Annotated in this window: 10 protein-coding genes and 1 pseudogene; 6 read left to right on the top strand and 5 right to left on the bottom strand. The window is 35.3% G+C overall.

Going from position 1 to position 11,859, the window contains the following annotated elements:
- Nucleotides 1-112 precede the first annotated feature (112 nt).
- Nucleotides 113-1,498 (bottom strand): peptide MFS transporter, encoded by a 1,386-nt coding sequence (locus FOT98_RS29430; RefSeq protein WP_063262084.1) that lies wholly within the window; start codon nucleotides 1,496-1,498, stop codon nucleotides 113-115.
- Nucleotides 1,499-1,750: 252 nt separating this feature from the next.
- On the opposite strand from FOT98_RS29430, the gene brnQ1 reads away from it, so the two are divergent.
- Nucleotides 1,751-3,052 carry a branched-chain amino acid transport system II carrier protein BrnQ1 gene (gene brnQ1 / locus FOT98_RS29425; RefSeq protein WP_063262083.1) on the top strand — a complete coding sequence of 434 codons (1,302 nt, stop codon included), beginning with the start codon at nucleotides 1,751-1,753 and terminating at the stop codon, nucleotides 3,050-3,052.
- Nucleotides 3,053-3,192: 140 nt separating this feature from the next.
- Nucleotides 3,193-4,914 carry a DUF2339 domain-containing protein gene (locus FOT98_RS29420; protein ID WP_063262082.1) on the top strand — a complete coding sequence of 574 codons (1,722 nt, stop codon included), beginning with the start codon at nucleotides 3,193-3,195 and terminating at the stop codon, nucleotides 4,912-4,914.
- A gap of 34 nt (nucleotides 4,915-4,948) precedes the next feature.
- On the opposite strand, the gene FOT98_RS29415 is transcribed toward FOT98_RS29420, so the two are convergent.
- Both FOT98_RS29415 and FOT98_RS29410 read right to left on the bottom strand, forming a co-directional pair.
- Complete coding sequence (locus FOT98_RS29415) at nucleotides 4,949-6,496, bottom strand: hypothetical protein (protein WP_063262081.1); 1,548 nt, start codon at nucleotides 6,494-6,496, stop codon at nucleotides 4,949-4,951.
- 169 nt (nucleotides 6,497-6,665) lie between these two features.
- Nucleotides 6,666-8,057: an amino acid permease gene (locus FOT98_RS29410; RefSeq protein ID WP_063262080.1), complete on the bottom strand. Its 1,392-nt coding sequence runs from the start codon at nucleotides 8,055-8,057 to the stop codon at nucleotides 6,666-6,668.
- Between the two features lie 280 nt (nucleotides 8,058-8,337).
- Here FOT98_RS29410 and FOT98_RS29405 point away from each other — a divergent pair, with 280 nt between their 5' ends.
- The 3 genes from FOT98_RS29405 to FOT98_RS29395 all read left to right on the top strand — a co-directional run bounded on the left by FOT98_RS29405 (nucleotide 8,338) and on the right by FOT98_RS29395 (nucleotide 10,401).
- Nucleotides 8,338-9,630: an NCS2 family permease gene (locus FOT98_RS29405; RefSeq protein ID WP_061676320.1), complete on the top strand. Its 1,293-nt coding sequence runs from the start codon at nucleotides 8,338-8,340 to the stop codon at nucleotides 9,628-9,630.
- 137 nt (nucleotides 9,631-9,767) lie between these two features.
- Nucleotides 9,768-9,968 (top strand): helix-turn-helix transcriptional regulator, encoded by a 201-nt coding sequence (locus tag FOT98_RS29400; protein WP_000301181.1) that lies wholly within the window; start codon nucleotides 9,768-9,770, stop codon nucleotides 9,966-9,968.
- A gap of 4 nt (nucleotides 9,969-9,972) precedes the next feature.
- On the top strand, nucleotides 9,973-10,401 hold the full coding sequence (locus FOT98_RS29395) for a hypothetical protein (RefSeq protein ID WP_063262079.1): 429 nt from the start codon (nucleotides 9,973-9,975) through the stop codon (nucleotides 10,399-10,401).
- Between the two features lie 40 nt (nucleotides 10,402-10,441).
- Here the strand turns inward: FOT98_RS29395 and FOT98_RS29390 are convergent, their stop codons facing one another.
- Complete coding sequence (locus tag FOT98_RS29390) at nucleotides 10,442-10,879, bottom strand: GNAT family N-acetyltransferase (RefSeq protein WP_063262078.1); 438 nt, start codon at nucleotides 10,877-10,879, stop codon at nucleotides 10,442-10,444.
- 14 nt (nucleotides 10,880-10,893) lie between these two features.
- Entirely contained in the window at nucleotides 10,894-11,151 is a 258-nt protein-coding gene (locus FOT98_RS29385; RefSeq protein ID WP_080467717.1) for a DUF4022 family protein, read from the bottom strand.
- A gap of 197 nt (nucleotides 11,152-11,348) precedes the next feature.
- On the opposite strand from FOT98_RS29385, the pseudogene FOT98_RS29380 reads away from it, so the two are divergent.
- Nucleotides 11,349-11,859, top strand: a pseudogene (locus FOT98_RS29380) (RNA-guided endonuclease InsQ/TnpB family protein); the annotation flags it as partial.

Raw genomic sequence — 11,859 nt, 5'->3', positions numbered from 1 at the left:
TAACATTCTCCGATCCCGATTTTCCTTTTATTATACAAGAAATACCCTATAGAATAGACTTTTTTCAAGTGTCTATTCTATAGGGTACATTTTAAAATCCCCTCATCTTTTTTTAATCCATCCATTTCACTAGTTTCTTAGAAATTAGTAATAAAACACAACCTAATACAATTGCTACAGCTCCGATTACGGTAAATACTTCAGCGTATCCAAGTGAAGTTGTGAAGCTTGCCAGTTGTCCACCTAAAATGTTGGCGATTCCTGAACTTGCTAACCATACTCCCATTAATAAAGAAGCAAGTTTTACTGGGGCAAGTGCACTGACCATTGATAGTCCCACAGGTGATAAGAATAGCTCACCTAACGTATGGAAAAGATACGTAAAGACGATAAATAGTAAGTTTGCTTTTTCAGTAATGTTATGTTCATCGCTACCTGTTTTTAATGTAGCGATAACGAGAATGATATAACCGATACCGAGCAAGATCATACCAAGTCCCATTTTAGTTGGGATTTTTAAATCCCCGCGCTTACGAGTTGCAAGTTTTGCCCATAATGCTGAAATGACTGGAGCAAGTAAAATAATAAATAATGGATTGACCGATTGGAACCAAGATGTTGGAACTTCCCATCCGAATACAGATCGGTCTACAAATTTGTTCGTATATAATGTTAATGAGCTACCAGCTTGTTCAAAGCCAGCCCAGAAGAAGACAACGAAGCATGTTAAAATGACGATAACTGCGGTACGTTGTTTTTCTTTTTTCGTTAACGGTGTATCTCCTACTGATGGTTGTCCATCAGCTGCTTGCAAATCGCGAGTTGGTTTTTTACCGATATCACCAAGGAAGCGATTTGATAATGTTGTAAATAAAATTTGTCCAATGATCATTCCGATTGAAGCCGCTAAGAAACCGTAACGGAATCCGTAATGTACGACGCCATCAACCGTTGTTTTGAATAAATTTTCTGATAAAAATCCACAAACGAGTGGAGCTAAAAATGACCCGACGTTAATACCCATATAGAAAATGGTAAATGCACTATCACGTTTTGGATCATTCTCTTCGTATAATTCTCCAACAAGTGTAGAGATATTCGGTTTGAAGAATCCATTACCGATAATAATAAGCGCTAATCCGAGGTATAGGCCAACTTGGTTTTGCATGGCAAATAGTGTAAGGTTACCGATTGCCATTGTTATACCACCAATTGTGATCGCTTTTCGTCTACCTAGGAACCGGTCTGTTAAGTATCCACCAATCATTGGTGTGAAATAACAGGCTCCAGTATAAAATCCGTAAATAGAGAGTGCCCATGCGGGACTAAACCCAAGACCACCGCTTACTAAAGCTGTTGTTAAATATAATGTTAATAATCCTCGTAATCCATAGTAACTAAATCTTTCCCACATTTCTGTAAAGAAGAGTAAGTATAAACCTGGAGGATGTTTCTTTTTTCTTTGTTGTTCTCTTTCTAGTTGTATCGCTGATTCCATGTTATTTTCCTCCTGACACAAACAAAAACAAAGTTAATAATTTTGTACATTTAATATTTTACCTTATTAACTATTATAAGTCAATAAAGGTTGATTTTTCAGAAGAAATTGGAAAAGAGATATAGCTATAGAATGGGTGTTTCTTTTATGTTAGACTATGGACTATGTTTTCTTTGTAAGGATGCGGTTTATTGCGTTTTTTTATATGTGAAATTGATTTCATAAAAGATGAAATTAAAGAAGGAGAAAGAAATGAAATTGTTACAGAAAAAAGAAATTTTACTGATTAGTCTTATGTTATTCTCGATGTTCTTTGGAGCGGGGAATCTTATATTCCCACCTTTCCTTGGGTATGAAGCAGGAGAACATGTGTGGGTTTCATTAGTAGGTTTTATTATATCAGCAACAGGTCTTCCTATATTGGGCGTTATTGCGATTGCAAAAGCAGGAAGTTTTCAAACGCTAGCGGGTAGAGTTCATTCTTCATTCGCCATTATTTTTCCGTGTATCGTGTATGTATTTATTGGACCAGGACTTGGTATACCACGTGCAGGAAGTTTAGCGTTTGAAATGGGACCAGGTCAGTTCTTCACAGAATCGGGAAGTATAGTTTTATTATGTTACACGGTTATTTTCTTTAGTATTGTGTACTGGTTAAGTTTATCGCCGTCTAAATTAATGGGGTTGTTCGGAAAGGTTTTAACACCGTTATTATTAGGTATGATTGCCCTTATCTTTATAAAGAGCATGTTTACATCAGTAGGTAATGTAAAAGAGGCTGCTGGAAACTATGGACAAGCTCCTATGTTCCAAGGGTTTTTAGATGGGTATTTAACGATGGATGCATTAGCAGCTTTAATTTTTGGGATTGTTATTGCAAATGCTCTTCGTGCAAAAGGTATTGAAGATGATAAAGGTTTAGCGAAATATATGAGTATTGCTGGAATTGGTGCCGGGCTATTATTATCTATTATTTATGTCATACTTGGATATGTTGGTTCAATTAGCGGTTCGTTAGGTACATTTGATAATGGGGCGAACGTATTAGTACAAGTGATGACGACGTTATTTGGACAAGGTGGAGTCGTTTTATTAGGTCTTATTTTTACGATTGCGTGTTTATGTGTTTCAATTGGACTTGTTACATCTTGTAGTCAATTTTTCGCAAGTGCATTTCCGAAAATAACTTATAAAGTTTGGGCATTTATATTAAGTTTTGTTAGTATGATTTTAGCTAATTTAGGATTAACACAAATTTTAAAAGTATCAGTACCGATTCTTGGATTTATTTATCCAGTTGCATTAACGCTTATTATTTTAGGGTTATTCCATAAATATATTGGGAAGTATGCATATGTATATGCAATAACTGTTGGGATTGTAGGAGTATTTAGTGCAATCGATATTTTTAATAAAAATGTGATGATGAATCAGTGGACATCAGTATTGAAATACATTCCGTTCTATACAGAAGGTGTTGGGTGGATTGTGCCAGCTATTATAGGTGCTTGTATTGGCGTTATTGTGAGTATTGTTTTAAATAAGAAGAAATAAGCAAGAGGTGTTTTCCTATTTCGGAAAACACCTTTCTTTTTTTGGAAAAATAGTATTGAAAATGAATAGACTAAGAGTATGATAAAGATAATTGGTAATATATAGGTTGAGTGGAAAAATCAATGGTGAGGGGAGAGCTTATGAAGGAAGATTTAAATAAGAAAATAGAAGCACTCGAAACGACAATTGAAACGATGCAAGAAGCTCTTTTTGAATTGAAAGCAAAACAGAGAGAAATAGAAGTAGAAAATGTTCAACAACATGTTAGGAAGGAAAAGAAAGAATATATTGAAACGGTGATGGAGGAAAAGCCAAAAGAAGAAGTAGTTACAATAAAAGAGCCTGTGCAAGAACGTGAGATAAAACAAGTGGATATATCTGCTTTTAAACCAGAACCATTTAATATTATTAAGTTTTGCCAAACTTGGTTACCACGCATATTTGTTGGCATTATGTTACTTGGAGTAATATGGTTATTTAAAGCAGGGGTAGATGCCGGATTATTAACACCAGCAATACGAATTGAGTTTGGTATTGTCCTATCTATCGGTTTTTATTATGTAGGGGATATTCAAATAAAACGAGAGCGGCAAGCGTTAGGATTAGTATTAGCAGGAGGAAGTATAACGGGTATAGTTTTAACGACATTTGCGGCACATTATTTATATGGCTTTATTCCAGCAAGTGTTGCGTTTGTATGTAATATTGCATGGGTCATTTTAGGGATTTATGTAGCGAAGAGGTATCAATCGGAGTATCTGACTATTTTCGTAGCGGTAGGAGCTTTCTTCGTACCATTCTTATTAAATAGTACGACTCCTAATCCGTATATTTTCTTTGGATATGAGACGATACTAACACTTAGCTTGTTATGGTATGCGTTGAAACGTCGTTATCAGTATTTATATATGATTTCTTACGCCGTTGCTGCTATTGTCCTTTTTGTCTTCTTTGCTATTATGTCAATGTTAGTAGAGGATTTGCAAATACAGTTAACGGTTGTTTATGGTTTGATTCACTTGCTATTATTTTGGCATATGTTTACGGAGAGAAGTTTTATAGTAGAGCCACGCTTGGCGATATTTAGTGCGAATGCAGTTTTCTTTATATTAGCTATTTCAAAAATACCTGAATTTACAACATGGGGATTAATGATTAGCGCACTCGTGCACGCTATTATGTTCGTGTTTGAATATAGGAAGAATCGACATTCTACATTTACAAATCTTTTATTTGGTTTCGCAATGGGTGCATTTAGTTTAGCGATTTTATATGAGTATAGTTTAGTGAATGCAGCGATTGTATTGTTATTACAAGGTTTCCTCGGAATGGTGACTGCAATTAAAGTAAAACAACAGATAAAATTGTATGTTAGTGCGACGATTTATGCGATTGGAATGATACAGACTATTTTTAGCCCATTTGATCATTTCATTTCAGCGGGGTTTGTTGCTCATATTATTTTAATAGGTACATTTTTTTACTGCATGAAACAAGCGAAAGATGTGTTAAGGAGCTTTGGAAAATATGTTTATTCTATAGCACTCTATTGGTTTATGGTTATCGTATTTATTGCAATTACTAGAGTTGGTGAAGTGCTTTCTACAGATGGAAGTATAATAAGCGTATCTGTATCGTTATTATGGATGGTATATGCATTATTTGCCGTTTGGCTTGGACGGAATAAAAATATGAATGAAATATTGTATGCCGGCTTAGTCGTGTTAGTGGTAACGATAGGGAAACTATTCCTTTTGGACTTACCAGAAGTATCGATGATGATCAGGGCAGTGCTATTCTTAATAGTAGGTAGTATAGGTATCGTTATTTCAAGGATGTTTTTCTCAAAAGAAGAGAAGTAAAAAAAGGCAATCCGTATTTGGATTGCCTTTTTTATTATTTCTTATCAATTATTACAGCTTCATTGTATTTCGCTGTTGTATTTTGGCGTAGACGAAGCGTTGCTTGTCCAGTCGTATTTGGATTGATTTGCACATTTACAATCTTCTCAGCAGAACCTAAGCTGTTTGTTGTGAAAGAGAATACGCTACTATATCCAAAAGTAGATGGCCAAGTACCATTTGTATTTTGAACTTTTGCTACTTGTGTACCGCCAGTAGTGAATATACCTAAAGAGTAATTAGTGTATGTTGTGTTTGGTAATAAGTTATTTACTTGAATTTTGATTTGGAACACTTCATTGTTTGGTAGAGTGCTAGGGTGTGTAACTACGTAGTCGTGTGCTGTTACAGCACCGTTATAACCGTATGACCCTGCTTTAAAAGTATTCGTATTAAACCATTGATAACCTACATTTGGTGCACTCCAAGGTTCAGGTTGTGGCTCAGTTGATAAGCTTGGTTGTTCAAATGTTTGTAAAGTGGTAGGTGAATCCAGTTGTAAACCATTTACTTGATCTAAACTTGTAAATGTTTCTTTATTTGATAGCCAATTTACGATATTTTCTAGTAAGATAGCATCGTTTTCTTCTTTATAACCATCGTAAGTTTTCTTTGTTTGACCAGAATCTTCACGAACGTATTTTGGCGATGCATCCTCAACAGGAGAAGAGTCACCGATAAAGGCAGCTTTTCCAAGTCCTACTTTAGCGATAGCGGCATAAGGACCCTCTGCAATACCACCGCCGTTATAAACACCGCTATCAACAGCATTATTCCATTTTGACGGGTTTTCTGGAAGATAAACAAGTCCTTTTGCTAGTTTTGGGTTTGTAATAGCTAGAGTAGAACCAGCATGCATTGCTACAGATGAAACACCTTTTGTAATTCCGAATGATTGTTCAGGTGACACAATATTTTTAGCAGAAACATCACCAAGTGCATTGTAGCGGAAGCGAATACCGAAGTTGTCAGATAGCCAATCAGAGCTTTCTACTCCTTGCATAGCTTGTGAATTTACTTCTTCACTAGACATTCCTTTTGCAGGATTATCCCAAGCACCGCGTCTATATCCATTAAATACTTCAGAAGAGTCCCAGCGATTTTTGTTACGATCTGCATTATAATGATCTGCAATAAAGAAAATACTTCCGCCATTTTTCACATATTGTAACATTGCATCTTGTTCAGATTTCTTGTAAGGAATATTAGCTTCTGGAACGATAAATACATTGTAGTCTTTTAAATCTGCATACGTAATCGGTGTTGATTTACGAAGTTCTTTTACATGATATCCGTTTTGGGCAATACCGTTTCCGAAGTCAGAAAAGCCGCCATCGATAACCCAGTCAGCGGTCCCAGCAGTTTGACCGTGTGTATTATCGAATAATACTTTCTTCCCGCTATTTTGATTTACAACTTTTGCAGCAATTTCAGGAGCTGGGTCCACTGAGCTTTCCGCATAAGTAGACGGAAGGAATGAAGCTCCTATACTTAGTGTAATTGCTGTTGCTAAAGAAAATGTAATCCATTTTTTATTCTTCATAGAAGAATCCCCCTAATAAAAATATTTGCTTTAATAATGTAATCTATTTTTTGGGGGAAAGAAAGATAGAAAATATTAAATAGTGTAAAGATAGCGTTAATTTGATTGAGAAATATTTGTGTGAATAATGAAAAAATCCCTCCCTAGTAATTAGGAAGAGATTTTGGGCTTAACTAATTTTGGAATTAGGTGTTTCATCAATTTTATGGAACCCTTTCATATAATACACGATAGCTAAACCAATAAGCCAAATTGGGCCAACAATTAATGCAATTCTTGTATCTTCTGAATACGCCATTATACCTAATACTAGTGCAAGGAAAGCGAGTGAAAAATATGAACTTAATGGATATAAAGGCATTTTATATGATAGCTTGTCCTTTTTATCAGTTTGCAATCCTTTACGGAATTTAATTTGAGCGATTAAAATGATGCCCCAAGTCCAAATTGCCCCGAAAGTTGAAATACTAGTGAGCCATGTAAATACTTTTGCAGGTACAAGATAGTTTAATATAACACCAACGAGTAAAACGATAGCTGTTGCTACAATCCCTTGACTTGGAATGCCGTTTTTATTTAAACGACCGAATCTTTCAGGAGCTTTCTTCTGCTGAGCTAATGTATATAGCATACGGCCTGTACTAAATAAACCACCATTACAAGAAGAAAGAGCTGCTGTTAATACGACAAAGTTAATAATCCCTGCTGCTTTTGCGATACCGATTTGCTGGAATGTTAAAACGAATGGACTTCCTTTCTCACCAAGTTCGTTCCATGGATAAATTGCCATCATAACGAATAGAGCCCCAACGTAGAACAGTAATATTCTCCAAAATACGTTGTCGATTGCTTTTGCGAGTGTTTTTTTCGGGTTTTGAGCTTCACCCGCTGTAACACCGATTAATTCAACGCCTAAATAAGCGAATAACACCATTTGTAAAGAGAGCAATAACCCAGAAAAACCATTCGGGAACCAGCCACCATGTGACCAAAGGTTTGAAATACCGGTAGCGATACCGCCGTTTCCGAACCCGAATAAAATAATACCAGCTCCAACAATTATCATACAGATAATTGTGACAATTTTTATGAGAGCAAACCAAAATTCAAGTTCTCCAAATACTTTTACGGATAAGAAGTTGAAAGCACTCATTAATAATAGAGCGAGTAACGCCCAAGTCCAGCGTGGGATATCTGGGAACCAGAACTGCATGTAGATACCAGCTGCTGTAATTTCAGCCATACAAGTAACAACCCATAAGAACCAGTAGTTCCAACCGGTAATGTAGCCAGCTAGTGGTCCAAGGTAATCAGAAGCATATTTACTAAAAGAACCGGCAACAGGTTGTTCAATTGCCATTTCTCCGAGCGCTCGCATAATGAAAAAAATAACGAGTCCAGCGATCATATAACCTAGTAGAATAGAAGGGCCAGCTAGCTTAATAGCAGAAGCGGATCCTAAAAATAGTCCAACGCCAATAGCTGAACCGAGTGACATTAAAGTAATATGTCGTTCTTTTAAACCTCGATTTAAAGTTCCAGATTTGTTTGTGTGCTGCATAAGAAGAATCCTCCTTGTAGAGTGAACGATATTTGAATACGTTTACTAAATATTTAACTATTTCAAATTATAAAACATTTCTATCTGTTATGCTACAAAAATAAACATAGTTAACTGTACTACATCTGTACTTGTCAGACTTAAACTTAAAATTCGAACTATTAGTGAATATATTGACTCTTCTTTTTATTGATTGTTAAGATTAAGTATTATATTTTCTCACATACTAGTAAGAAAAGAATGTGTGATAATAATTCAGATGTAGGAAGGGTACATAACCATGTTTCAATTACAAAAATATAACACTTCTGTGAAGCAAGAGCTTTTAGCTGGCATCACAACTTTTTTTACATTTGCGTATATTCTTGTCATCAATCCGAAAATATTATCTGATGCAGGTGTACCATTTGATCAAGCTTTTACAGCAACTATTATTGCGACGGTTGTAGGGACACTATGTATGGCGTTTTTAGCTAACTATCCAATTGTTATTGCTCCAGCTATGGGAATGAATGCGTATTTTGCTTATTCTGTTGTTCAACAGGCAGAGGGGATTACATATGTCATTGCATTTTCGGCAGTATTTGTAACAGGTATCATTTTTCTTTTATTATCTTTCACTTCATTTAGGCAAAAGCTAATTGTCGCAATTCCTGATAGTTTAAAACATGCAATTGCAGGTGGAATTGGACTATTTATTGCTTTTATTGGATTACGCCTTTCTGGAATTATCGTTGATCATCCATCTAATTTAGTTACGATTGGTGATTTTCATTCTCCAGCCGTTATTTTAACTTTAATTGGTTTAATATTAGCGGCGGTATTAATGGCATTACGTGTAAGCGGTGCATTATTTATTAGTATGATTGTGACGGGAGTTATCGCCTTCTTTACAGGGCAACTGAAGTTTACGGATAAAATTGTTGCGATGCCTCATTTACCAGAGGGTATTATCGTTTCAAACCCAATCAACGCCTTTTCAGATGTAATTGAATACGGATTATATGGTGTTGTATTTTCATTTCTACTTGTACTGTTATTTGATACAACAGGTGCATTACTTGGTTTAATTAAACAAGCAGGCTTAATTACAGATAATACGGAGAAACGTTTTGGTAAGGCGTTTATTGCAGATGCAATTGGCGGGACTACAGGCTCTATCTTTGGAACGAGCCCAACAGCAGCGACGATTGAATCGTCAGCAGGTATTGCTGCAGGTGGTAAAACAGGATTAACAGGTATTGTCGTTGTTGGCCTAACGATTATAACGGCATTCTTCAGCCCTGTCATTGCTTCTTTATCAAGTGTAGCAGCTATTACAGCTCCTTCATTAATTATTGTAGGTAGTTTAATGGCGCAAAGTCTTCGTGATATTAATTGGAATGAATTTGATGATGCATTACCAGCATTTTTAATTTTCGTTGGTATTCCGTTAACGTCTAGCATTGCGAATGGAATTGCAATTGGATTTCTAGTGTATCCAGTCTTAAAGATTGTGAAGGGGAAAGGGATGGAAGTACATCCGTTACTATACTTATTTACAATTTTATTTGGATGTCATTTATTCTTATAATATAGATATAGGATAGGGAGCTTCTTATGAGAGGCTCCTTTTTTGTGTATAATAAAGTGAAAATCAAATTAATGGCGTAAAATATAAATTACTTAATGGAATATATATGTTACAATACGGTTAGAGGAGGAGCATGAATGGCTGTCAGTAAAATAAAAGTCGCGCGTGTTCAGTTAGATTTAACACAGCAACAATTAGCAGAAAAAGTAGGCGTTACAAGGCAAACGATTAGTTTAATTGAGAAGGGGAAATACAATCCGTCTTTAGATTTATGTTTGAAAATTTGTTATGCGGTAGACAAAACATTAAATGATTTATTTTGGGAGGAAGAGGAGTGAGGGGATGAGAATCGTGAAAGATGAACGTTTAATGATTGAGGGGCTAAAACATATTAGACTCGTTTTCATCTTACAAAATATCGTCATACTAGGTATTGTTTTTTATCGCTACGTTTTGCAAGATGCAGGATATGAAAGTGTTTCAGATTTATTAATGGTATTTATGTGCGGGATAATAGTTATTAATTTTTTAAACTTAAAAAATTCGGTGGAAGTGTATGAGCATACGGGCGGAGTATCGCGTAGTTATTTTATGAAGCTATTATTCATTCCGGTAGGTATTATTATTGGTATTTTAGCTATTTGTATCGTTGTAACACCGGATATTTCGATAAAGGAAATTAGTATAACAGGACTTATTATGCTTGCTTGTTTTTTAGTTCCTAGTTTGTTTATATACATATATATGAAAAAAATAAAAAATGAAGATTGAAATATAAGAAAAGCTTTCCCGTGTTACGGGAAAGCTTTTCTTATATTCTTTTATACAGTACTTTATGAAGACCAATCGGTTCAATTTCAAAGATTTCACCATGTTCCTGGAAGCCTAAGCGCTTGTAATAGTCAGCTACAGTAATTCGGCCATTACACCATAATATATTTGCTTGGCGTTCTTGCAAGACTTGCTCCGCCTTCTGAATTAAGGAGCTTCCAGCGCGTTTGTTTCGAAATTTAGGTAATGTGGCCATTCCTCGTAGACGATAATGAACACCTGCTAGTAAGTCAGGATATATTTCTTTTGAGAAGGAAGCGATACTAATCAGTTCATCGTTTATAAATGCACCTAAGTGAAAGGTGTCTGTCTCATAGTCGGAAGAGTATTTACAATCTGCTAATGTTTGATTCGGGCGTAAAATTTTTTGACGTAATACGTAAGTTTTAGATCCCTCAATATTTTTCACGGTAATCATATTAACATCCTTTCTTATAAGGCATTTTCTGTTAGTTGTATAAAGAAATAGGCAGGTGCGGCGAAAAGTCCGAGTATGCTAGCAGTTCCGAGAAGAAGTGAAAGTAAGAGGCAAGAGTATTTTATTCCATTCGATTTTTTCCATCCGTAACTACAAATTTCAATGCTAACACCGATGAGAATAATGGCAATGAGTATTTCCGCCAATAATAAAAGAGCTAAAGTTACAATAGACATAATGTGATCCATCCTCGTAATATGTGATAGTAACATTTTACCATATGGAATGGAAAAAAATGCCCCTCAATTATGTGAGGGGCATTTTCTATCATGTCTCTCAAGAGGACTCCCACCTCTAAACGTAAGTGAAGGTGGTGAGGTGAATCGAAAGAAATATTTTATTTTCAAGAAAAAAGAGGAAACGTACGTTCTTTTTTTGCTATAATATCCTTAACAAGGAGGTGAATAAAATGACAAAGGAAAATCCATCAAGCTATAAAACTCTTCAAATTTGGATTAAAAAAGGGCATCGTATGTATTCTTATTTTCAAGCATCTTGTCATAACGCTAAGAATATGTACAACACCACAAACTTTTATATACGCCAGGTGTACACTGGATTAACACAAGAAAAAGAGTTGCAGCCTTTGCAAAAAGAAGTTCTGGATAATATTCATAAAAATATTGGTAAGATGAATGACACACAACTTCTTGCCTATCAGAAGAAATTGGAAAAAGAGAAATTAAAGCCTAAAGAAGAGCAGAAAGAGATTACATGTAATTTGTTTTCAGAACCTAATTTTGAAAAACCTTATGTAGATTACAACTTTCTAGATGCATTATTTAAGGCTATGATTCAAAATGATTATCGAGCTTTGCCTAAGCAATGTAGCCAGTCAATCATGAAAGGTTTGTTCCAAAATTGGAAATCTTTTTTTGCTAGTTTAAAAGACTATAAAAAGAATCCAAACAAATATGCTG

Source organism: Bacillus sp. HY001 (assembly GCF_007558965.1).
In the GTDB taxonomy this organism is placed as follows: Bacteria; Bacillota; Bacilli; order Bacillales; family Bacillaceae_G; genus Bacillus_A; species Bacillus_A mobilis.
The sequence above is the reverse complement of the archived record's forward strand: the minus strand, read 5'-3'. Positions and strand labels throughout refer to the sequence as shown.

Excerpts from the sequence above, each read along its gene's own strand:
- FOT98_RS29430 (WP_063262084.1), bottom strand. The coding sequence starts at position 1,498 with ATGGAATCAGCGATACAACTAGAAAGAGAACAACAAAGAAAAAAGAAA.
- brnQ1 (WP_063262083.1), top strand. The coding sequence starts at position 1,751 with ATGAAATTGTTACAGAAAAAAGAAATTTTACTGATTAGTCTTATGTTA.
- FOT98_RS29420 (WP_063262082.1), top strand. The coding sequence starts at position 3,193 with ATGAAGGAAGATTTAAATAAGAAAATAGAAGCACTCGAAACGACAATT.
- FOT98_RS29415 (WP_063262081.1), bottom strand. The coding sequence starts at position 6,496 with ATGAAGAATAAAAAATGGATTACATTTTCTTTAGCAACAGCAATTACA.
- FOT98_RS29410 (WP_063262080.1), bottom strand. The coding sequence starts at position 8,057 with ATGCAGCACACAAACAAATCTGGAACTTTAAATCGAGGTTTAAAAGAA.
- FOT98_RS29405 (WP_061676320.1), top strand. The coding sequence starts at position 8,338 with ATGTTTCAATTACAAAAATATAACACTTCTGTGAAGCAAGAGCTTTTA.
- FOT98_RS29400 (WP_000301181.1), top strand. The coding sequence starts at position 9,768 with ATGGCTGTCAGTAAAATAAAAGTCGCGCGTGTTCAGTTAGATTTAACA.
- FOT98_RS29395 (WP_063262079.1), top strand. The coding sequence starts at position 9,973 with ATGAGAATCGTGAAAGATGAACGTTTAATGATTGAGGGGCTAAAACAT.
- FOT98_RS29390 (WP_063262078.1), bottom strand. The coding sequence starts at position 10,879 with ATGATTACCGTGAAAAATATTGAGGGATCTAAAACTTACGTATTACGT.
- FOT98_RS29385 (WP_080467717.1), bottom strand. The coding sequence starts at position 11,151 with ATGTTACTATCACATATTACGAGGATGGATCACATTATGTCTATTGTA.